The organism is Streptomyces cyaneus (assembly GCF_004028635.1).
Classification (GTDB): Bacteria; Actinomycetota; Actinomycetes; order Streptomycetales; family Streptomycetaceae; genus Streptomyces; species Streptomyces cyaneus.
Genome location: NZ_RQJW01000003.1, coordinates 1218155 through 1240757, shown reverse-complemented (window position 1 = coordinate 1240757; position 22603 = coordinate 1218155). Strand labels below are relative to the sequence as shown.

Here is a 22603-nt window from a genome sequence, read left to right as displayed (position 1 = left end):
CATGGTGCGACGTGCTCCGCTGGATTTCACCCGGACGAACGGCTATTGCCGCGATGGGTCGTCGATCGTCCGCGGGTCCGTCGCGGCTGGTCGCGCAGTTCCCCGCGCCCCTTTGGGCGTCGCGTCAAGGTCCGTGAAGAGTAGCTCCCCGTTGATGAAAGCCCCCGCTCGGTAACCGCCCGCCGCCGCGTTCACGACCTGCTCGGAGAAACCCATCGCGTTGCCTACCGCCCAGACGCCCGGCACCGAGGTGAGCCCTGTCGGGTCGACCACCGGATACGAGCCGAAGGGGGTCTCCGTCAGCTCGGCGCCGAGCTTCTCCAGCAGATGGGTCTGCGGGATCGCGCGGGGCGCGACGAACAGCACCTCGCGGGCGTGCACCGTGCCGTCGGCCAGGCGCACCCCCGCGAGCCGGTCGTCCTCGATCACCAGTCCGGCCACCGCACCGGGCACCACCTTCACCCCGGCCGCCGCGAGCCTGCGCAGGTCGTCGTCCGAGAGATCGGACTCGGCGACCTCGTGCAGGAAGAAGGTCACGTCCTTCGACCACTGCGACACCATGAGCGCCTGGTGCACGCTCTGCGGGGTCGTCGCCAGCACGCCGAAGGCCTGGTCACGGACCTCCCAGCCGTGACAGTACGGGCAGTGCAGCACGTCCTTGCCGAAGCGCTCGGCGACGCCGGGGACCTCCGGCAGCTCGTCCTTGAGGCCGGTGGCGATGACGAGCCGTCGAGCGTGCACGTGCCGTCCACTGGCCAGCGCGAGCGCGAAGTCCCCACCGCGCGTGACGTCCACCGCCCGGTCCCGGACCAGCTCCACGCCGTACCGCGCGATCTCCTCGCGCCCGATGGCGAGGAACTCGGCCGGCGCCATGCCGTCCCGGGACAGATAGCCCTGCATATGGGCGGCGGGCGCGTTGCGCGGTTCGCCGGCGTCGACGACCAGGGTGCGGCGCCGGGCGCGGCCCAGGACGAGGGCGGCGGACAGGCCGGCCGCGCCGCCTCCGACGACTGCGACCTCGTACTGCTCGGTGTGCTTCTCGGTCATGGTGACCACCTCCACGACGACGGTCGCCCGGGTGCCGCGGGATTGACAAACGTGTTTGCTGATTCTGCAATACAGGCATGAGCACCGACGACGTTCTCGCCGAAGTGGGGCCACGGCTCAGAAGGCTGCGCAAGGACCGGGAGGTGACCCTCGCGGCGCTGTCCGAGACGACCGGCATCTCCGTGAGCACCCTGTCCCGGCTGGAGTCGGGCCTGCGCAAGCCCAGCCTGGAGCTGCTGCTGCCGATCGCGCAGGCCCACAAGGTGCCGCTGGACGAGCTGGTCGGGACGCCGCCGGTGGGCGACCCGAGGGTAAAGGCCGAGCCTCTCGTGCGACACGGACGCACCTACTGGCCGCTCACCCGGCAGCCCGGCGGCCTCCAGGCCTTCAAGGTGCTGGTACCGGAGCGCAGGGAAGAGCCCGAGCCGCGCACCCATGAGGGCTACGAGTGGCTGTACGTGCTGTCGGGGCGGCTTCGGGTCGTACTGGGCGAGCACGACGTGGTGATGGCGGCGGGAGAGGCGGCCGAGTTCGACACGCGGGTGCCGCACTGGTTCGGGTCGACGGGGGAGGGGCCGGCGGAGTTCCTGAGCCTGTTCGGGCCGCAGGGTGAGCGCATGCACGTACGGGCGCGCCCCCGGAAAGCGTGACGGACGCGACTGTTCCCGGCGGACTGTTCCCTGATCGGCAAGCGACCGCTTAGTATGCGAAGCGACCCCGGTCAGACGAAGCAGTCCCCCGTGGAGGCCCCGCATGCAGGCATGGCAAGTGCACGAGAACGGCGAGCCGAGCGAGGTGATGCGCCTCGAGGACATCGAGACGCCCACGCCCGGTGACGGCCAGGTCCTGCTGAAGGTGCGTGCCGCGAACATCAACTTCCCGGACGCGCTGCTGTGCCGGGGCCAGTACCAGGTCCGGCCGCCGCTGCCGTTCACGCCGGGCGTGGAGATCTGCGGCGAGACCGAGGACGGGCGCCGTGTGATCGCCAACCCCGCGCTGCCGTACGGCGGCTTCGCCGAGTACGCCGTCGCGGACGCCGCCGCACTGCTGCCCGCGCCCGACGCACTCGACGACGCCGAGGCCGCCGCCCTGCACATCGGCTACCAGACCGGCTGGTTCGGCCTGCACCGGAGGGCCGGGCTGGAAGCCGGGGAGACGTTGCTCGTCCACGCTGCCGCTGGAGGGGTCGGCAGCGCGGCCGTGCAGCTCGGGAAGGCGGCGGGCGCGAGGGTCATCGGTGTCGTGGGCGGGGCCGACAAGGCCGCCGTGGCCCGGGAGCTGGGCTGTGACGTGGTGGTCGACCGGCGGAGCGAGGACGTCGTCGCCGCCGTGAAGGAGGCCACCGGAGGCCGGGGCGCGGATGTGATCTACGACCCCGTGGGCGGCGAGGCCTACACGCAGTCGACCAAGGTCGTCGCCTTCGAGGGACGCATCGTGGTCGTCGGCTTCGCCAGTGGGACCATCCCGAGCCCCGGCCTCAACCACGCCCTGGTGAAGAACTACTCGATCCTCGGCCTGCACTGGGGCCTGTACAACACCAAGAACCCGAAGCTGATCCAGCACTGCCACGAGCAGCTCACCGAGCTGGCCACCCGCGGCGCGATCAAGCCGCTGGTGAGCGAGCGCGTACCGCTGGGCGGGGCCGCGGCCGCCGTCCAGAAGGTCGCCGACGGTGTCACCACCGGCCGTATCGCCGTCGTGCCGTCGCTGTCGCTGGAGAACGGAGCCGCCGCATGACGATCGACGCAGCCGAACTCCGGCGCCGTACCGCTCAGTTGCTGGCGGCTCACCCGCCGGCCACGACCGACCGCCTGGAGTTCCTCAAGGCCCGCTTCGACGCGGGACTGGCCTGGGTGCACTACCCGGAGGGCCTCGGCGGGCTGGGTGTACCCCGCTCCCTCCAGGCTGTCGTGGACGCTGAGCTGGAGGCTGCCGGAGCCCCCGACAACGACTCGCGCCGCAACGGCATCGGGCTCGGCATGGCCGCCCCGACGATCCTCAAGTACGGCACCGAGGAGCAGAAGCAGCGCTTTCTGCGGCCGCTGTGGGTGGGGGAGGAGGTCTGGTGCCAGCTGTTCAGCGAGCCCGGCGCCGGGTCCGACCTCGCCGCGCTGGGTACCCGGGCCGTCCGTGAGGGCGACGACTGGGTGGTCAACGGGCAGAAGGTGTGGACGTCCGGCGCCCACAACTCCCGCTGGGCCATCCTCATCGCCCGCACCGACCCGGATGTGCCCAAGCACGCCGGCATCACGTACTTCCTCTGCGACATGACCGACCCCGGCGTCGAGGTCCGGCCGCTGCGTCAGATCACCGGCGAGGCCGAGTTCAACGAGGTCTTCCTGACCGACGTCCGCATCCCGGACTCGTGCCGCCTCGGTGAGGTCGGTGACGGGTGGCGGGTCGCGCAGACCACGCTGAACAACGAGCGCGTCGCCATCGGCGGCATGCGGCTGCCCCGTGAGGGCGGCATGATCGGCCCGGTCTCGAAGACGTGGCGCGAACGCCCCGAGCTGCGCACCCACGACCTGCACCAGCGGCTGCTGAAGTTGTGGGTGGACACCGAGGTCTCCCGCCTCACGGCGGAGCGGCTGCGCCAGCAGCTCGTCGCGGGCCAGCCCGGCCCCGAGGGTGCCGGCATGAAGCTCGCCTTCGCCCGCCTCAACCAGGAGATCAGCGGCCTTGAGGTCGAACTCCGCGGCGAGGAGGGCCTGTTGTACGACGACTGGACCATGCGTCGGCCCGAGCTGGTGGACTTCGTCGGCCGCGACGCCGGCTACCGCTACCTCCGCTCCAAGGGCAACAGCATCGAGGGCGGGACCACCGAGGTTCTGCTGAACATCGTCGCCGAGCGCGTTCTGGGCCTGCCCAGTGAGCCGCGCACCGACAAGGACGTCGCCTGGAAGGACCTCGCCCGATGAGCACCCAGCCCGACCTGCTGTACTCGGAGGAGGAAGAGGCGCTGCGGGCCGCCGTGCGGGACCTGCTCGCCGACCACTGCGACGCCCCCGGTGTCATCGCACGCACCGAGTCGGACGCCCCGCACGACCTGGCGGCCTGGAAGGCGCTCGCCGACGGCATGGGCCTGGCGGGGCTCCTCGTCCCGGAGGCGAAGGGCGGCCAGGGTGCCACGCACCGCGAAGTCGCCGTCGTCCTGGAGGAGTTGGGGCGCGCCGTCGCTCCCGTGCCGTACCTGACGAGCGCCGTCGTCGCGACCGAGGCCCTGCTCGCCTGCGAGGACGAGGGCGGCCTGCTCGCCGAACTGGCGTCCGGCCGGCGGATCGGGGCCCTCGCCGTCGCCCTGAACGTCGCCCCCAGCGGCGTCTACAAGGTCGTACGGCATGAAGACGGTGCCCTCTACGGGGAGTTGACCGGTATCGCGGACGCGGCCGTCGCCGATGTGCTGCTGGTGCCCGCGGACGACGGCGGGCTGTACGCGGTGGACGCCGATGCCGTCACCGTCACCCCGCAGGTGTCCCTGGACCTGACCCGGCCGGTGGCGACCGTGGTTCTTGAGGGTGCGGCCGGCCGCCTGCTGGGCGACGCCGAGCCCGCCGTACGACGCGCGTTGCGCGCCGGGGCCGGGCTGCTCGCCTCCGAGCAACTCGGGCTCGCCGAGTGGACGTTGACCGAGACGGTCCGCTATCTGAAGGACCGCAAGCAGTTCAACCGTCCCGTCGGCGGCTTCCAGGCCCTCAAGCACCGGCTCGCCCAGCTGTGGCTGGAGGTCGTCAACCTGCGCGCCGCCGCGCGGGGCGCCGCCGACGCGCTCGCGACGGGCGACGACGTCGATGTGGCGGTGACGGTCGCCCAGGCGTACGCCGCGCCCGTCGCCGTGCACGCCGCCGAGGAGGCACTGCAACTGCACGCCGGTATCGGGATGACCTGGGAGCACCCGATCCATCTGTACCTGAAGCGGGCCAAGGCCGACTCGATCGCCTACGGCACCGCGGGCGCCCACCGTGCGGCGCTGGCCGAACTCGTCGACCTCCAGGCTCCCTGACGTACACCTGAGCGAAGCGCACGGAAAGCCCGCCCCACCTGGGGCGGGCCTTTTCGTGTGCCCTGCACGGACGAAGTGAACGCCGGACGGCAGTCCGGCCAACTCCCTGCCCAGCTCTGCTGTTTGTGGCTTCGGAATCGCATACTCGCAGCGGTCCCCTACGCCCCTATCGCCCCTGTCAGGGAGGCAGAGCATGGCCCTCACCACCCGTCGCAGAGCCCTCACCACCCTCGGCGCCGCCCTCGCGGGCACCGTCGCCCTGCCCGCCCCCCGTGCGCTGGCGGGCGAACCGAAGCACGGTCCGCGCCCCTTGTGGCGGGCGCACGCCCACAACGACTACGAGCACCCGCGCCCCCTCCTCGACGCCCTCGACCACCGCTTCGGCAGCGTCGAGGCCGACATCTACCTGGTCGGCGACCAGCTCCTGGTCGCCCACGACCCCGAGGACCTCGACCCCAGCCGCACGCTCGAGTCCCTCTACCTCGACCCGCTGGCGGCCCGCGTGCGGGCCAACCACGGCTCGGTCTACCGGGGTTACCGCAGGCCGATCCAGCTGCTCATCGACATCAAGACCGAGGGCTCCTCGACGTACCTCGAACTCGACAAGCACCTGAAGCGCTACAGGCACCTGTTCACGACGTATGCCCACGGCCGGGTGTTCCCGGGCCCGGTCACCGCCGTGGTCTCCGGTGACCGTGCCGCCCGGGTGCCGATGGAGGCCCAGACCGTCCGCCGGGCCTTCTACGACGGCCGCCTCGCCGACCTCGGCAGCTCCGCGCCCGCCTCTTTCATCCCGCTGATCAGCGACAACTGGACGCTCAACTTCACCTGGCTCGGCGTGGGCGCCTTCCCCGAAGCCGAGCGGCAGAAGCTGCGCGGCATCGTCCGGGCGGCGCACTCCCGAGGGCAGAAGGTGCGCTTCTGGGCCACCCCGGACGTGGCCGGTCCCGCCCGGGACGCCCTGTGGAGCGAACTGGTCGCCGCCGACGTCGACTTCCTCAACACCGACGACCTCGCCGGTCTGGAAGCATTCCTCGACGCCCACCGGACGGCCTAGGCACACCTCCCGGCACACCGCGTCGGACACCACACGTTCGGAGTACAGCTCAGCCGCCCGGACGAACCCTCCGCTACGCCACACTTGCGGCCGAAGGCCGTGAACCGGGCAAGGCGGCGTGGCGGAGGAGGTTGACGATGGCCATTTCCATCTCTGTGGTGTTGCTGCTGTTCATTCTGGCGGTGATCTTCGTGCGCAGCGGCGGGCTGAAGATCACCCACGCGCTGGTGTGCCTGCTGCTCGGTTTCTACCTGGCCAGCACGAGCATGGCGCCCACCATCAACAGCGGTCTGACGGCCACGGCGGACATCGTCAGCAGCCTCAGACCGTGAGGCCCAGGCCCTGAGGATCAGGGCGTCGAGAACACTCCGATGCCGTTCGGGACGGGGCGTTCCACGCCGTCGGACGGGTGATTGCGTACCGAGACCCTCGCCGCTCCCGGCTCGCGGGCGACCAGCGTCGACGAACCGCCGCCGTCCAGGCTGAAGGCGTCGGACGAGCCCAACTCCCGCATCACGGACGCCACTTCGGCGACGGTCAGGCCGGTGCGGAACTCGGGTGCGCCGTCCAGCGCGAGCAGCAGCAGGCGTCGGCCACCGTCCGAGATGCCCACGGCGGTGCGCACGGCCGAGGCCCTGTTGTCCAAGCCGGGCAGCGGCTGTCCGTCGTCGAGCACGGGGTAGCCGCCGAGGGCGAAGCGGTACGGGATCCGTGACGCCGACGCCACCAGCCGGTGCCGTACCTTCACCCGCTCGCCGGCGAAGAGCTTCCGCAACTGCTGCGCGCCCGCCTCCCGGCCGACGAGGACGGTGGTGCCCGAGGAGATCGGCCCGCTCCCCGGAGTATCGGCGGTCGACACGACCTTGCCGCGGCGGACCGTCACCTCGTAGGTGTCGGTGCTGCACGGAGCCGCACGGTCCGTGTCCGTGCCGCAGGTGGCACGCACCCGGGAGGCGCTGCCCCACGCGGCGGTGAACGCCCCGATGGAGCCCACCGGCAGCGCGTACTGGTTGAGCCCGCGCAGCGGTAGCCGGCCCTCGCCGGTGCGGATCGAGCCGACGAGGCTCAGGCCGTCCAGCCGGGCCCTGCGGTCGACGCCCACACCGAGCACGTTCTCGGTGCTCGTGCCGGGCGGCAGTGCCGGCCCGAAACGCTGGCCGTTCGGCACCGCCGCCTTCAGTGCCCGGCCGCGCGCGATCGCCGGACCCACGCTCGCGCCGGTCGCCTGGACACCCGGGTGCTGGGCCTCGCTGATGTTGAAGAAGTCACCGTTCACGCCGGCGACGGCCCCCTGCGCGGTGGCCTGCTGCGAGACGGTCGCCCGCGCCGCCACCGCTCCCGGATGCAGCAGATCGAGACGTACGTGCGGATTGCGCAGGTCGACGGTGAGTACGTGGGCGTGAGTCGTGCCCCTCCCCGCCGCGATGTCGAACTCGTCGTACGCGACACCCGGCGCGATCTCGGTGCCCGGCTGGGCGGCGCCGGCCGGGGCCGCCCCCACCAGGGCCGCACCGGCCAGCGCGCTGAGTGCCGTGAGCAGCGTGAGCGCCGCTCTGCCTGCTCCGAACCGTTTCTGACGACGTGTCATGGTTCCCCCCTGATGTCGCGTCAAATGTCCCAGGGCTCAGGGGAAGTGCACCAGACGGCGATGACCTGCAGGGTTGCTAGGCGCCGACGACCCGCGAACGGGTGAGGAAACGCACCCCCTCGGGTGCCTCCAGCGAGAAGCCGCTGCCCCGCCCCTCGACGACGTCGACGATCAGCCGGGTGTGGCTCCACGCCTCGTACTGACTGCGAGCCATCCAGAACGTCACCGGCTCCGCCACCCCCTCGACGTCCAGCTCCGCGAGCAGCACGTCCGAGCCGCCCGTGCGGAACTCGCCCGCCGGGTAGCACATCGGCGCGCTGCCGTCGCAGCAGCCGCCGGACTGGTGGAACATCAGCGGGCCGTGCGTCGCGCGCAGACGGCGCAGCAGGTCGGCGGCCGCGGGAGTGAGCTCGACGCGCGGGGTCTCCTCATACATGGCGGCAAGGGCAGCACAGGCAACGTTGCGAGAGGGTTGCGCCCGTTCCGGCAAGCTCCGACCACCCGCTCCGACCACCCGTTCTGACTAATCTGCTCGGGTGGCCATCGAGTTGACGCTGCTGACGTCCGTCGCCCACCGGGGCAAGGAGATCACCGCACCCCGCCTGCGCGCCCTGCTCGCCCTGCTGGCCCAGGAGCGGCGGGCGGGATGCGGCACGGGGCGGCTCGTGGACGGGCTGTGGCCGGACGAGCAGCCGGAGAACCCGACCAAGGCGCTGCAGATCCTGGTCTCGCGGGCCCGCTCGCTGCTGGGCGGCGAGGTCATCGCGAGCACACCCACCGGCTACCGCATCGCCCTGCGCGAGGACCAGGTCGACGCCTGGGCCGTCCAGCTGCACGCCGCCGCGGGCACGGAGAAGGCGCGGGCCGGCGACCATCACGGCGCGGTCGCCGAGACCGAGGAAGGGCTCGCGCTGTGGGACGGCGGCCCGGCGCAAGGCGGACCCCTCGGCGACCCCGTGGCGGCCCTGCGCCTCGAACTCGCCGCCACGCACCGGGCGTTGGCGCGATTGCGGGCGCTGTCGTTGGCGCGTTCGGGGCGCCGGGAGGAGGCTGCCGGGTCGCTCGGCGAGCTGGTGGAGGCACATCCCCTCGACGAGGAGCTGCTGCTGGAGCTGATGCGCTGTCAGACGGCAACGGCAGGAGCGGCCGCCGCGCTGACGGCGTACGACACCTATCGGCGCCGCCTGCGCGACGAGCTCGGCACGGATCCGGGGCCCGCCCTGCAGGAGCTGCACCAGGAGCTGCTGCGCGGCGAGGCGCCGGCCGTCCGGCGCGGCGTACCCCACGAACCCAACCCGCTGCTCGGCCGGGACGCCGATGTCGACGCCGTGCGGCGGCTGCTGCACAGCGCCCGCGTCACCTCGGTCGTCGGCCCCGGCGGCCTCGGCAAGACACGGCTCGCGAGTGCCGTCGCCCGGGACGCCGAGCAGCGCGTCGTGCACCTCGTGCCGCTCGCCGGTGTCCGCCAGGACGCCGATGTCGCCCCCGAGGTCGCCTCCGCGCTGGGCGTCGGCGAGGGGCTGCGGCCCGCTGCGGGGGGCGACCCGATCGCCGGCATCGTGGGAGCGCTGGGCTCCGGGCCCGCGCTGCTCGTCCTGGACAACTGCGAGCAGGTCGTCCAGGGCGTCGCCGACCTCGTGCAGGGACTCGTGTCGAGGACGAGGGACCTGCGCGTCCTCACCACCAGCCGCGCCCCGCTAGGACTGTCCTCCGAGACCGTCTACCCCCTCGCTGAGCTCGACCTCGCCACCACCGTCGAGCTGTTCGAGCAGCGCGCCCGCGCCGCCCGCCCCGACGTCGACCTGCCCGCCGGCCCCGTGGCCGCCCTCTGCCGCCGCCTCGACGGCCTGCCGCTCGCCACCGAACTCGCCGCCGCCCGCGTCCGCGTGCTGTCGGTCCCGGAGATCGCCCGCCGCCTGGAGGACCGCTTCGCCCTGCTGCGCGGCGGTCCCCGCGACGCACCCCAACGCCATCGCACCCTGCACGCCGTCGTCGACTGGAGCTGGAACCTCCTCGAGGAGCCCGGGCAGGCCGCCTTGCGTGCCCTGTCGGTCTTCCCGGCCGGCTTCACCGCCGAAGCGGCGGAACAGCTCGTCGACGACTTCGACGCCTTGGAGGTCCTCGAGGATCTCGTCGACCAGTCCCTGCTCAAGGTGACCGACACCCCGCACGGCACCCGCTTCCGGATGCTGGAGACCGTGCGGGAGTTCGCGGCCGCGCATCGGGAGCGGGCCGGTGAGGAGGAGGCGGTCACCGAGCGATTCCTGGGCTGGGCACGGGACTTCGGGGTCGCTCACCACGACGCGCCCTTCGGTGCCGACCCGTTCGCGTCCTGGCATCTGATCCGCGCCGAGCAGGACAACCTCGTGCACGCCCTGCGGCTGGCACTCGGACTCGCGGACGGGGACACCGTCGCCGCGGTCACGGCCGTGCTGGGAAGCCTGTGGTCCACGGAGGCCAGTACCCACTACGCCCGGCTGATGGCCCTCATGGAGGACACCGCGCCGCTGCTCTCCCACTACCGGCCGGCCCCCGAGTACGTCGAGCCGGCCCGCACCGCCGCCGCCCTGCTGACCGCCAACTCCTTCCTCGGCCTCGGCCCCGGCGCTCCGCGCACCCTCGTCACGCTGCGCCGCCTGCCGCCCGCCCCGCCGAACACCCTGGTCCGGGCCGTGGCAACGGTGCTGAGCGCCCTTCCGGAGGTACTCGCACCCGGCGGCCGCGGCACCCTCGATGCGCTGTGCGACAGCGACGAGCCGCTGCTCGCGGGCATCGCCAACGGCGCCGCCAGCTATGTGTGGGAGCACGACCGCCAACCCGACCGGGCCGTCACGGCCGCCCGCCGGATGCTCGACGCGGTCGGCGACCAGGACATCCCGGTGCTTCGCATCTGGCCGAGGGCCCGGTTCGCCGAACTGTGCCTGCAGATGGAGCGCGGCGCGGAGTCGATCGGGCCCATGAAGGCCGCGCTCGAATCCCTCGACGAGTACGGCGAGTGGACCGACTCGATCGGCCTGCGCTGGGGGATCATGCTGGCCAGCCTGCAGGCCGGGGAGCTCGACGAGGCGGAACACTGGCTGGAGCAGGCGCTGCGGTACCAGCGCGAGATCGCCGCGCCCGATCCGTTCACCCCCGACCTGGGCGCCCGCGCCGAGATGGCGCTCGCGCGCGGCGACATCGAGACGGGACTGGGCCTGTGGCGCCGGACCCTGGACCGGCTGGCGCACATCGCGCATTCGATACCCGGCGGTGAGATGCTGATGGAGGCCTGGGGGCCGGAACTCCAGTCGGTCGCCGTGACCGCACACGCCCGGCACGGCCGGGCGGACCTCGTCGAAGATCTCCTGGCTGCCTTCCCTGACCGCCTCACGACCCTGTTGACCAGCTCACCGGCCGTCCAGCCGGCCTACTTCCCGCTGTGCGGCGCGCTGCTGCTCGGGCTGGGCACGGCCGATCTGGCGAAGGGGGACGCGGGCGGCGTTCGGCTGATCGCGCTCGCCGAGCAGTTCCGGTATCTGCGCAGCTTCCAGCCCACGATGTCCTCGGCCCGCGCCCGCGAGGACGCCGAGAACGCCGACAAGGCGGCGTACGAGGACGCGGTGTCCACGTACGCCGCCCTGGACGACGACGGGCTGCGCGAGGCCGCGCTCGGCCTGGTGCGGGGCCGGTTCACAGCCTGACCGGCAGGCCCAGCAGGTGGAAGCCGTCGCCGGGCCAGTGCCCGAAGCGGAGGGCGGCGCGGTCCACGGCCAACTTCGGTGCCGTGGGCCGGTTGAGGAGAAGCTCCTCGAAGACGACGCCCGTCACCAGTCGGCCGAGCGCGGCGCCGATGCAGTAGTGCGGGCCGTGTCCGAAGGCGAGGTGACCGTCGCCCCGGCCGAAATCCCGTGTCACATCGAGGCGTTCGGGGGCGTCGTACACGGCCGGGTCGTGGTCCGCGGAGAACAGGGCCACCGTCACCGCCTCGCCCTTCACCAGCGGTGTGCCGGCGAACACGAAGTCCTCGGTGGCGTACAGCGTCGCGCCCATGCGCACCAGCGTGACGTACCGCAGCAGTTCGGGGACCGCGCGGCCGAGCAGCTCCGGCTCGGCGCGCAGCCGTGCCAGCTGGTCCGGGTGGTCCAGCAGGGCGAGGGCGGCGTGGGCCAGGAACAGGGCGGGCGGGGTGATACCGGTGTTGATCAGCAGGAAGAAGACGGTGACGATCTCGTCGTCGGTCATGCCGCCGTCCGCCAGCAGTGCCGACACCAAGTCGTCGGAGGGTGCGTCACGACGCCGGGCGACCAGGTCCTTCGCGTACTCCACGACACCGCCGAGCCCTTCGAGGACGCGGCTGCCGTCGCCGTACGCGAAGTCCCGGATCCACCCGCACACCCTGTCCTGGTCGGCCGCGTCCACGCCGACCAGCGCGCAGATCACGGCCGTGCACAGCGGGTAGGCGAACTCGCCCAGCAGATCGGCCTGTTCGCGCTCGGCGAGGGCCTCGATCAGCTCCTGTGCCGTCTTCTCGACGAAGGGGCGCAGTGCGGCCACCCGGCGGGCGGTGAAGGCGCGGGTGAGGGGGTTGCGGCGGCGGGTGTGCTCGTCTCCGTCGAAGAGGGCCAGGTGGCCGGAGAGGTACTGGGCGTACTCGGGCGGGATGCCGTCGAGGCCCTGCGCCAGCAACTCGGCCTGCGGATCCGGCATCGCGGAGTCGGCGATCGTCGAACGGTCCCGGACCAGACGCGGCTCGCTCAGCGCGGCCCGCACGTCCTCGTGGCGGGTGACCAGCCGTACGGGGGTGTCGAGGCCCGGCAGGAGGACGTGGCCGAGGCCGGGGCGGGAGCGCAGGTCGGCGTAGGCGCCGACGGGGTTCTCGACGAGTTCGGGGGTGAGGCGGACGGCGGTCATGGCAACTGCCCTTCTGCAGTGGTCCAGTGATGCATCGATGCAGTGGTCCAGTGGTGGTGTTCAGTGGGCGTCGCGGTCGAAGAGGCGCAGCGACCACACGAACCCGAGGGCCGCGATCCCCGCGCTCCATGCCACCGCCATCCAGCCGTTGTGCCCGATCCCCGTGCCGGTCAGCAGCCCGCGCACGGTCTCGATGACCGTGGTGAACGGCTGGTACTCGGCGAACCAGCGGATCCAGGACGGCATCGAGTCGACCGGTACGAAGGTGCTGCTGACGAAGGGCAGCAGGAACGAGATCGGCAGCGGGGCGTTGCTGGCGCCCTCGGGCGTCTTGCTGATCAGTCCCAGGGCGACCGAGAACCAGGTCAGCGCGAGGACGAAGAGGACGAGCAGTCCGCAGGCCGCCAGCCACTCCACGGGGCTCGCGTCGGGGCGGAAACCGATGGCGAGGGCGACGGCCATCAGCAGGACCAGGGTGATCGCCGTCTGGATGACGCTGCCGACGACATGGCCGACCAGGATCGACGCCCGGGAGATCGCCATCGTGCGGAAGCGGGCGACGATGCCCTCGGTCATGTCCGTACACACGGCGACCGCGGTCGGCACCGCTCCGACGCCCGCGGTCATGAGCAGGATGCCGGGGACGAGATAGGCGAGGTAGGCGGTGCGGTCGCCGCCCTGGCCGATTCCGGTGCCGAGCGCGGAGCCGAAGACGTACACGAACAAAAGCAGCAGGAAGACGGGGATGAGCGCGACCTGGAGCGTCATCGAGGGGTAGCGGCGGGCGTGCAGGAGGTTGCGCCGCAGCATGGTGAGCGAGTCGCCCAGGTGCGGGGTGGTGGGCTGGGCGGCGGTGGTCATCGGGTCCGCACCTTCTCGTGCTCGGGGCGGCCGGTGACCGCGAAGAAGACGTCGTCGAGATCGGGGGTGTGCATGGTCAGGGAGTCCACGGCGACGCGGGCGCCGTCGAGGGCGTCGAGCAGGGCGCGCAGGGTGTGGACGCTGCCGTCGCCCGGGACCTGGAGGGTCAGCGCCTCGTCGTCCCGCAGGCCCACGCCCAACACCTCGGCGGCGCGGGCGAGTTCGGCCGGGTCGAGGAAGCGGAGCCGGACATGGCCGCCGGGGACGAGCCGCTTCAGCTCGTCCGCGGTGCCCTCGGCGACGATCCGGCCGTCGGTCAGGACCGCGATGCGGTCGGCGAGTTGGTCGGCCTCCTCCAGGTACTGGGTGGTGAGGAAGACCGTGACCCCGCCGTCGACGAGTTCGCGGATGATCTGCCACACGGCGTGCCGTGCTCTCGGATCGAGACCGGTGGTCGGCTCGTCGAGGAAGATCACCTCGGGGGAGCCGACCAGCGTCATCGCGAGGTCGAGGCGCCGGCGCATGCCGCCGGAGTAGGTGGCGGCGGGCTTCTTCGCGGCGTCCACGAGGTCGAAGCGTTCGAGCAGCTCGGCGGTGACGCGCCTGCCCTCACGCCGGTCCAGGTGGTGCAGGTCCGCCATCAGCGCCATGTTCTCCTCGCCGGTGATCAGGTTGTCGACGGCGGAGAACTGGCCGGTGACCCCGATCGCGGCGCGCACGGACTGAGGTTCGGCCACCACGTCGTGCCCGGCGATACGGGCGGTGCCGGCGTCGGCACGGATCAGGGTGGAGAGGATCTGGACGGTGGTGGTCTTGCCGGCGCCGTTCGGGCCGAGCAGCGAGAAGATCGTGCCGCGCGGCACCCGCAGGTCGATGCCGTCGAGGACGACCTTCGCGCCGTACGCCTTGCGCAGCCCCAGGGCCTCGATGGCCGGGGGTGCCTGACCGGGGTGCTGCCGTGGTGAGTTCATGCCCCGGAGCATGCGGGGGGCCGCCTTCGGCGCGGTTTCAGTGCGGTTTCAGGGTGCCGGAGGGACTGGAACGAGTCGACCTGAGTACTTGAAGGGAAAATCGTTCTGGTCATGTCAGTGGGCGCTGTTAGCCTCCTGCGGCCCGTGTGATCCACGGGCCCACCAGGGGAGGAGAAACTTTGAACAGTGCCAGAAACAGCGCGAGCCGGCACAGACCCGGCCGCCTTGCGGTGGGTTGCCTTGTCACCGCCGCGATCCTGAGCGCGCCCGGCGTCGCCCACGCCGCCGACAACCTGCCGCCGCGTCAGCCGCTGGTCCAGGATCTGCAGACCGGTACCAAGGCGTGCGCCACGGGGGAGCAGAAGGCGTACGTCGGCGAGCCGCCGACACTGCGGGCCGTGCTGTACGACCCGGAGGAGGACAACCAGCCGGCCGAGGCCAACCTGGTCAGCGGCGAGTTCGAGGCCTGGTGGACGGATGCCGACGGGGCCGAGCAGCGCCGCACCTACACCACGTCCGAGACCCTGTCCGGCACCCGACAGCTCTGGCGCATGCCGCAGGACATCCCGGCGAACACGGTCGTTTCCTGGCACGTGCGCGCGAAGGACGGCACCGCGGCCTCCGCGTGGAGCTCCGAGGGCGACGGCTCCAACTGCGAGTTCGTGTACGACGACGCCAGCCCCGAGAAGGCGGTCGTCACCTCCCCGGACTACCCCGAGGACCAGTGGCAGGACGGCGTCGGGGTCTACGGCAGCTTCACCATGGACTCCCCGTCGGACGACGTCGCGCAGTACGTCTACAGCTTCCTCGGCGGCCCGCAGCTGACCGCCCGCCCCGCCGAACTCGGCGGCCCCGTCACGATCCGCCACCTGCCGCTGCAGACCCGCCCGGACCGACTCAGTGTCCGCGCGATCGACCGCTCGGGCCGCAGCAGTACGACCACGACATACGCGTTCCTGGTCAAGTCGGGCCGCGCCCCCGTCGCCCATTGGACCCTCGCCGACGCCGCCGGCTCCACCGCCGCCGCGGCCGAGACCGGACCCGCAGCCGGTGCCGGCTCCGGGGTGACCTTCGGCGCGAGCGCACCGCGCGGGACCGCGCTGCCCTCCGTGGCGAGCCTCGACGGCAGCAGCCACGCCTTCCTCACGCCGGCCGCCCCGGCCGTCGACACCGGCAGGACCTTCGCCGTCAGCGCCTGGGCGCGGCCCGCGCAGACGGACCGGAACATGGCCGTGGCAGGCCAGGACGCGGGTGACTCCGCCGCCTTCGAACTGGGGATGCGCACCCGGGACGAGGGCCCGGTGTGGTCGTTCACCGTCGGCGGCGCCCGCATCACGGGCGGTACTCCGGAGACCGGCGAGTGGGCCCACCTGCTGGGCCTGTACGACAAGGAGACCGGTCGGGCGCAGCTCTACGTCAACGGCCACGAGGTCGGCACGAAGACCGAGGCAACGCCGGCCGAGACCGCCGGCGCTTTCCAGATCGGCCGCTCCCGCAACGGCGACGGCTACCGGGACCGCTGGCACGGTGAGATCGGCGACGTCCGCGTGTACGACCGGGTGGTCGCTCCGGCCGAGATCACCGAAAACGCGTACCGCAGGCCGATGTTGCTCGGCCACTGGTCGTTGGAGACCGCCACGGACGGCGTGAGCCCCGAGCAGAGCGGCAAGGCGCCTCTGACGCTCGGCCCGGGCGCCTCGATCCACCGTGGCCCGGACGGCTCCTGCCTCCCCGAGCTCGATCCGGACTGCCCGTTCGTGCCCTACCCCCTCGTCGGTGACGGCCACCTCCAGCTGGACGGCGAGACCGGGTACGCGGCAACCGAGAGCGCCGTCGTGGACACCTCGGACAGCTTCACCGTCGGCGTGGTCGTCCGCCTCGCCGACGCCGAACCGGCCGCTGCGATGACCGTCCTGTCCCAGGCCGGTGAGCACACGGACGCCTTCAAGGTGCGCTACGACCCGTCGGTCCACGCCTGGCAGCTGGTGATGCCGCAGAGGGACGAGGCCGGGGCGCCCGAAGTCGTCGTCGCGCAGATCGAGGCCGCGGACGGTGGCGAGGGCCAGGGACACCGGCTTGCCGTGGTCTACGACGACGCGACCGACCGGATCAAGCTCTACCTCGACGGCTACACCAACGCCGATGCCACCGCCACTCTCCCGAACGGTTGGCACAGCTCCGGCGCCCTGCAGATCGGCCGGGCCAAGGCCGGTGACGGCTGGGGCGAGTACCTGCACGGTGACGTCGACGAGGTGCAGGCCTATGCCGGGGCCCTGCGGGACGGCGACATCGGCGGTCTGGGGTGGGGCACCGACCCCTGCCTCTGCTGAGTTGTACGGGCGTGCCCTGAGCCAGGCCGAGGTCGCGGCGCCGGCTCAGGGCACGTAAGGCGGTCTGCGTCAGTTGTCGCCCACCGTCACTACGCCCGTGGTCCTCGCGCCGGTGGCGTTGTCGTAGACGACGTCACCGGTGGACTTCTTCCAGATCTTGATACGGAAGGTGTCCGGGCCGTCCGTGGCGGTGATCCGGAAGCCGTAGCCACTGCTGCCGTTCACGGTGCCGGAGCCCTGGTACACGGCCCGCGTGTCCGTGACCACGAGCCAGTCGGAGCCGGTGGAGCGGAACTTCAACTTCGCCGCGCCGAAGTCGAAGGTCGCCTTTCCGCTGGGGACGGTGGCTCCCTTCGGGTAGGCGGCGGCGAAGGAGAACGCCGCATTGCCCGTCAGGTTCGGCTTCGCCGGGTAGGCGCCGGCCGGCGAGGTGATCACGCCGGTGCCGAGGGCCGGGCCGGCCGAGCGGTCGTAGACGATCAGCTCGGGCAAGGTGGTGCTGTCCGAACCGGCGTCGTTGTCGGTGACGGTGATGACCGGACGGTGGATTCCGGCCTTGGTGTAGGTGTGCTCGGCCCGGCAGGTGGAGCCGTCGACCGTGCCGGCCGTCGGCTCGGTGCCGTCCTTCCAGTCGACCCGGCAGGTGTGGGAGTCACCGACGTCGGCGTCACGGAACTCGGCCACGACGGTGGTGCGGTCGCCGACCGGTGCGGGGGACGTCGGGCCGGTGGCGGAGACGATCGACGGCTTCCTGTTGACGATCGGGTCGATGCTGGTCAGGGTGGGGACGACCTTCTTGATCAGGCCGTCGGAGTCGAACTCCAGCTTGTCGACGGTCGTTTCGCGGTGGGTACCGTCACCGCCCGGGACGGCGAACCGGTGGTAGGCGATGTACCACTCGTCGGTCTTCGGGACGTACACCACCGAGTGGTGGCCGGGGCCCTTGATGCCGAGGGAGAGGTCCTTCTCCAGGATCACACCGCGCTTGGTCCACGGGCCGGTGGGGGAGGGGCCGGTGGCGTAGGCGACGCGGTAGTTCTCGTCGCGGGTGTCGTTCTCCGACCACATGAAGTAGTAGGTGCCCTTGCGCTTGATGACGAAGGTGCCCTCGTTGTAGCCGCTGGGCGTGATGTCCTTCATCTTCGAGGTGTCGACGGAGGTCATGTCGGCGTTCAGCGGAGCGACGTACGCACGGCCGTTGCCCCAGTACAGGTACGACTGCCCGTCGTCGTCCGTGAAGACCGCCGGGTCGATCATCTGGCCGCTGAACTGGCCCGCCTTGAGCAGCGGTTGGCCGAGGGCGTCCTTGAAGGGACCGGTCGGCGAGTCGGAGACGGCGACACCGATGTTGGCGTCGGCGCAGAAGTAGAAGTAGTACTTCCCGTCCTTCTCGGCGATCGTCGGCGCCCACGCCCTGCTGTCCGCCCAGGAGACGTCAGGACCGAGGTCGAGGATGACGCCGTGGTCCTTCCAGTGGACCAGGTCGGTGGAGGAGTACGCCTTGAACTGCGTGCCGCTCCAGCCCTCGAAGCCGTCGGTCGTCGGGTAGAGGTAGTAGGTGTTGCCGAAGCGGACGATGTTCGGGTCGGCGTTCAGGCCTGGCAACACCGGGCTCTTCATGACGATCGCCGAGACCGTCCAGGTGCGCTTCTTGCCGTCGGAGCCCGTCACCTCGTACGTCACCGGCTTGCTGAAGTCCTGCACGCTGCCGGAGGCGGGGCTGATCGCCGCTCCGTGGGCGAGCGAGAACTCCGGTGCCAGCGCGGTGAGATCGGTGCCCTCCTTCATCGGCAGCGTGATCCTGCTGCCGGCGTTGTCGACGAGGGCGTCGACCTTCAGCGCGGGGTCCGTGGCCTTGGCGATGCCCGCGGTGTTGCCGCTGAGCTCCATGACCTCCGCTGCCGTGAGGGCCCGGTCGTAGATGCGGAAGTCGTCGATCTCGCCGCCGAAGTACGGGTCGGCCGCGTACAGGGACCGGCCGATGTAGCCGCTGTAGTTCTTGTTCGCGTCGTACAGCTCGGACGGCTTGATGGTGACGCCGGTCGCCCGGGCCGCCTGGATGCCGTCGACGTAGAGGACCATCGTGCCGGTCGTGCCGTCGAGGGTGACGGTGACGTGCCGCCACTCGCCGGGCGTGAGCTGCGAGCCGGCCGTCAGTTTCGACTCCGCCGACCAACTCGCCTTCGTGATGGCCGAGTACAGGCTGGAGCCGCCGTTGGAGGGGGTCGCGAAGAGGTACTTGTTGCTGTCGGGGCCGAGCCCGAACAGCCACTGGAAGCTGTCGCCGCCCTTCCACTTGGCGTACGTCGACACGGTCACGCTGTCGGCGTTCTTCAGCACGCCGTTCGGGATACGGACGTACGGCGAGGTGGTCGAGCTGCTCGAACCGCCGGACATCCGGAACGAGCCGCCCTCGATGCCGGTGCCGAAGTCGGGCGTACGGACGTAGGTGCCGTGGTAGCCGTGGCCGCTGGAGTCGCGGGCGATGTTGCCGCCGGTCTCGTCGAAGTCGTACTGCAGGAGCAGGTCGGCCGGGACGTCCGGGCCCTCCTGCGACACGGTGACCTCGGCCTGGACCGGGATCGCGGCGCCGTCCGGCAGGCTTCCGGTCACGGTGAAGGTGCCGGGCTGCGCGTACTTCGACTCCGGGACGTCCTCCCAGGTGACGGCGACGGGGCGCTTGACGCCGTCGGCGTAGGTGGCGATCACGGTGGCCGGCAGGACCGGCGCCTGACCGGTCTTCGTCGTCACCTTCACGCCCTCGACGCTCTCCACGAGCTGGTCGGGCTGGTAGGCGCGCAGCAGGCGGTCGTACTCGGCCTGGGTGACCGGCAGGACGGTGCCGTGACGGGGCTTGGCGGGCAGGTCGTAGCCGGTGGACGGGGTCCAGGTGCCGGAGGCGAGGTCGGTCGTCTCGAAGGGGATGTAGCCGCGGCCGCCGAACTCGTCGAGGAACGCGTACCACTTGTCCTCGGTGTTCGACTTGAACACCAGCGGCCCCTCGGCCGCGCTCATCGCGCCCTTGCCGATGCCCTCGGCGACGGCGTCCCAGGACAGGTTCAGCAGGGAGTCGCTCTTCTCCTCGAAGATGAACTTGCTGTTGGGGGTGGAGGAGGTGTTGTTCCGCTCGTCCTTGGAGAGGCGGAAGTACGTCCCGTCGTGCGCGATCACCGTGGAGTCGATGACGGAGTAGCCGCGGTCGATCCAGACCTTGGGCTCGCTGAAGGTGTAGAAGTCGCGGGTCGTCGCGTACATCATGCGGTTGTACGTGTCGCCGGAGTGCGCCTCGTTGTCGTACAGCTTCGACGCCCAGAAGACGACGTACTCACCGCGCTGTGCGTCGTAGAAGGCTTCCGGCGCCCAGGTGTTGCCCGCGCTGTCCGGAGAGACCTTGACCAGCCGCTGGTTCGTCCAGTGCACCAGGTCGGTGGACTCCCACACCATGATGGACTTGCTGCCGGTGCGCTGGGACGCGTCCCAGTCGCCGTTGCCGTAGATCCTGAGGTCGGTGGCGATCTGGTAGAACTTGTCGCCCTCCGGGGAGCGGATGATGAACGGGTCGCGCAGGCCCTTCTCGCCGAGCGTGGAGGTCAGGACCGGCTTGCCGTCGTTCAACTCCCGCCACTTCAGCGGGTCGTTGCCCTTGCTGAGGGCGGCGTAGAGCTGTTCGCCGTCCGCGGTGCCCTCGCCGGTGAAGTAGCTGAACATGTAGCCCTTGAGGGCCGCCTCGGCGGGGAGTTCCGGGACCTTCGCGGTGAAGGTGCGGGTCGCCTTCGCCTCGCCCTTGGTGACCGTCGCGGTCAGCTCGACGGTCGTGGCCCCGTCGCCGTGCGCGGGGCGGTGCACCACGCCGTCGGCGGAGATCACGTCGGACCGGGCCGAGGACCAGGTGACGTCGGTGCCGTAGGAACCGGTCGCCGGGAGGGTGAGGTTGCCGCGGACGTCGTCGAGGTTGTGCACGGTGAGGGACTCGGCGGCCTGACGCGTGGCCGTCTCGTCGTCGAAGGCGGCGAGGACCGTGACGTCGAAGGTCCTGGTGTCGGTCACCGTGCCCTTCTTCAGGGTCGCCGTGAGCGTGGCGTGGGCGTCCGGTTGGCCGGCCGCGGGGCGGGTCACCGCGCCGGAGTCGGACACGACCGCCGGGTTGTCGCTGGCCCAGCTGATCGAGGAGCCGCCGGCCGTGCCGGTCCGCGGCAGGTCGAGGTCGGCGGTGACGGCGCTGGTGTCACCGAGGCTCAGCGCGGCCTTGTCGTCGGCGACGCCCTGCGTGGCGACGGGGAGGGCGAGCTGCTCGACCTCGGAGCCGGCGAGGGCGCGGTCGTAGACCCGGAAGTCGCGGATGCGGCCCTTGAAGAGCCTGTCGCCGGGGTAGACCGACTTGCCTATGTAGTTGGCGGTGGTGGTGCCCGAGCCGATGGCGCCGGGGGTGATGGTGACCGAGGTGTTGCGGCCGACCTCCACGCCGTCCTCGTACAGCACGCCGGTGCCGCCGGTCTGGGCGTAGGTGATGTGCTTCCACACCGAGCGGGTCAGATTGTGCGAGTCGGCGGGCCGGGTGGTCTGCTCCGTGGACCAGTTGCCGGTCGCGATGGACGTCCGGTAGGAGTTGCCGGTGGTGAACAGGTAGCCGTTGCCGCTGCTGCCGCTGGAGTTGCCGAAGCCGTAGATGAAGTACGGCGTGGACTGCGCGGAGTCGATCCGCACGTCCATCGACACGGTGATCGCGTCCATGCCCTTCATGACGTCGTCCGGCACCTTGATGTAGGTGTCCGAGCCGTTGAAGGCGAGCCCCTGGCCGGTCCCGGACCAGTCGGCGGCGCCGCCCACCGTGCCGTTGCGGCCGTTGCCGGAGGCGTCGGTGACGGTGCTGCCCGAGGTGGCGTCGAGCTTGTACCAGAGGGCGAGACCGTCGGTGATCTCGGCCGGTCCGGCCGTGTCCGCGGCCTGCGCGGGAACGGTCGGTGCGGCGAGTCCCAGGAGCAGCGACGCTGCGGTCAGTCCGGCGAGTCGGCCCGCCAGGCGTCTCGCGCGACCACGGACGCGTGCGATGTACGGCATGTGGAGTCCCTGCTGAGGCATGGCGGGGCCGCGGCCATGGGCACCCTGCCGTTTCGGCTGTGTGACGTCGTGTTGCGAGAGTGTCAAACGGGGTGTGGTGCAGCGTCAAGAGGTTTCGAACAATGTCCGACAGGTCGAACGTCAGCGATCCCGCCTCGCGCGGCGTGCCTCGGTCAGCATGGGGAGGAGGGGCAGCAGGGAGATCACGACCACAAGGGCGACCAGCGGCAGCAGGAAGTCGTCGGCGTCGGGGACGGTGGACCCCAGGGCGTATCCGGCCAGGACGAGGCTCTGCGTCCAGAGCAGCCCGCCGACGATCTGCCAGACGGTGAAGGTGCGGGTGGGCACGCCGAGCGCGCCCGCCGCCGGGTGCAGGACGGTGCGCACCATCGGGATGAAACGACCGATCACCAGGGCCTTGCCGTAGCCGTAGCGAGCCAGGAGCCGCTCCGCCTGTGCCACCGTCTCCCGCACGCCCCGTTTCGAGGTGCGGGCCAGCAGGGCACGCCCGCCGTGCCTCCCGAGCAGGAAGCCGACCTGGCCCCCCACGAGGGCGCCGACGGCCGCGCCCAGCAGCACCTGCCACAGCACCAGCCGAGGTGCCTGCTGGGCGGTCCCGGCGCACAGCACACCCGCCGGGAACAGCAGCGTGTCACCGGGCAGGAAGAAGCCGAAGACCAGCAGGCCCGACTCCGCGAAGATCACCACGAGGACACCGAGCGCACCGAAGGTTGCCAGCACCGAGGCACCGTCCATCGGGTTGACGGCGATCACCGCCATCACCTCCCGACCGTCCTCACA

Annotated in this window: 16 protein-coding genes; 8 read left to right on the top strand and 8 right to left on the bottom strand. The window is 71.3% G+C overall.

Annotated features, from left to right (window positions below):
- Window positions 1-42: 42 nt before the first annotated feature.
- On the bottom strand, window positions 43-1047 hold the full coding sequence (locus tag EHO50_RS14265; protein WP_128430439.1) for an NAD(P)/FAD-dependent oxidoreductase: 1005 nt from the start codon (window positions 1045-1047) through the stop codon (window positions 43-45).
- Between the two features lie 77 nt (window positions 1048-1124).
- On the opposite strand from EHO50_RS14265, the gene EHO50_RS14260 reads away from it, so the two are divergent.
- The 6 genes from EHO50_RS14260 (at window position 1125) to EHO50_RS14235 (ending at window position 6436) form a co-directional block, all read left to right on the top strand.
- Entirely contained in the window at window positions 1125-1697 is a 573-nt protein-coding gene (locus EHO50_RS14260) for a helix-turn-helix domain-containing protein (RefSeq protein ID WP_128430438.1), read from the top strand.
- Window positions 1698-1800: 103 nt separating this feature from the next.
- Window positions 1801-2784, top strand: a complete 984-nt coding sequence (locus tag EHO50_RS14255; protein WP_128430437.1) for an NADPH:quinone oxidoreductase family protein — start codon at window positions 1801-1803, stop codon at window positions 2782-2784.
- Window positions 2781-3965 carry an acyl-CoA dehydrogenase family protein gene (locus EHO50_RS14250; protein ID WP_128430436.1) on the top strand — a complete coding sequence of 395 codons (1185 nt, stop codon included), beginning with the start codon at window positions 2781-2783 and terminating at the stop codon, window positions 3963-3965. Before EHO50_RS14255 ends, EHO50_RS14250 begins: the two co-directional genes overlap by 4 nt.
- Window positions 3962-5047 (top strand): acyl-CoA dehydrogenase family protein, encoded by a 1086-nt coding sequence (locus tag EHO50_RS14245; protein WP_128430435.1) that lies wholly within the window; start codon window positions 3962-3964, stop codon window positions 5045-5047. The genes EHO50_RS14250 and EHO50_RS14245 overlap by 4 nt, the downstream gene beginning before the upstream one ends.
- A 193-nt stretch (window positions 5048-5240) precedes the next feature.
- On the top strand, window positions 5241-6104 hold the full coding sequence (locus tag EHO50_RS14240; protein WP_128430434.1) for a phosphatidylinositol-specific phospholipase C/glycerophosphodiester phosphodiesterase family protein: 864 nt from the start codon (window positions 5241-5243) through the stop codon (window positions 6102-6104).
- Between the two features lie 137 nt (window positions 6105-6241).
- Window positions 6242-6436, top strand: a complete 195-nt coding sequence (locus tag EHO50_RS14235; protein WP_128430433.1) for a hypothetical protein — start codon at window positions 6242-6244, stop codon at window positions 6434-6436.
- Window positions 6437-6453: 17 nt separating this feature from the next.
- On the opposite strand, the gene EHO50_RS14230 is transcribed toward EHO50_RS14235, so the two are convergent.
- Both EHO50_RS14230 and EHO50_RS14225 read right to left on the bottom strand, forming a co-directional pair.
- Window positions 6454-7692, bottom strand: a complete 1239-nt coding sequence (locus EHO50_RS14230) for a phosphodiester glycosidase family protein (protein ID WP_128430432.1) — start codon at window positions 7690-7692, stop codon at window positions 6454-6456.
- A gap of 76 nt (window positions 7693-7768) precedes the next feature.
- Window positions 7769-8128 carry a DUF779 domain-containing protein gene (locus tag EHO50_RS14225; RefSeq protein ID WP_128430431.1) on the bottom strand — a complete coding sequence of 120 codons (360 nt, stop codon included), beginning with the start codon at window positions 8126-8128 and terminating at the stop codon, window positions 7769-7771.
- Between the two features lie 100 nt (window positions 8129-8228).
- Here EHO50_RS14225 and EHO50_RS14220 point away from each other — a divergent pair, with 100 nt between their 5' ends.
- Window positions 8229-11372, top strand: a complete 3144-nt coding sequence (locus tag EHO50_RS14220; protein ID WP_128430430.1) for an ATP-binding protein — start codon at window positions 8229-8231, stop codon at window positions 11370-11372.
- Here the strand turns inward: EHO50_RS14220 and EHO50_RS14215 are convergent.
- Genes EHO50_RS14215 through EHO50_RS14205 form a run of 3 tightly spaced genes read right to left on the bottom strand, consistent with a single transcriptional unit; the run spans window position 11362 to window position 14414 of the window.
- Complete coding sequence (locus tag EHO50_RS14215) at window positions 11362-12582, bottom strand: cytochrome P450 (protein WP_128430429.1); 1221 nt, start codon at window positions 12580-12582, stop codon at window positions 11362-11364. The two genes, EHO50_RS14220 and EHO50_RS14215, sit on opposite strands and share 11 nt — an antisense overlap.
- A 60-nt stretch (window positions 12583-12642) precedes the next feature.
- On the bottom strand, window positions 12643-13443 hold the full coding sequence (locus tag EHO50_RS14210) for an ABC transporter permease (protein WP_128430428.1): 801 nt from the start codon (window positions 13441-13443) through the stop codon (window positions 12643-12645).
- Window positions 13440-14414, bottom strand: a complete 975-nt coding sequence (locus EHO50_RS14205) for an ATP-binding cassette domain-containing protein (protein ID WP_128430427.1) — start codon at window positions 14412-14414, stop codon at window positions 13440-13442. The genes EHO50_RS14210 and EHO50_RS14205 overlap by 4 nt, the downstream gene beginning before the upstream one ends.
- Window positions 14415-15175: 761 nt before the next feature.
- On the opposite strand from EHO50_RS14205, the gene EHO50_RS14200 reads away from it, so the two are divergent.
- Window positions 15176-16744: a LamG domain-containing protein gene (locus tag EHO50_RS14200; protein WP_246101176.1), complete on the top strand. Its 1569-nt coding sequence runs from the start codon at window positions 15176-15178 to the stop codon at window positions 16742-16744.
- Between the two features lie 69 nt (window positions 16745-16813).
- Here the strand turns inward: EHO50_RS14200 and EHO50_RS14195 are convergent, their stop codons facing one another.
- On the bottom strand, window positions 16814-21802 hold the full coding sequence (locus tag EHO50_RS14195; RefSeq protein ID WP_128430426.1) for a family 43 glycosylhydrolase: 4989 nt from the start codon (window positions 21800-21802) through the stop codon (window positions 16814-16816).
- 141 nt (window positions 21803-21943) lie between these two features.
- On the bottom strand, window positions 21944-22576 hold the full coding sequence (locus EHO50_RS14190; protein WP_128430710.1) for a DedA family protein: 633 nt from the start codon (window positions 22574-22576) through the stop codon (window positions 21944-21946).
- Window positions 22577-22603 lie beyond the last annotated feature (27 nt).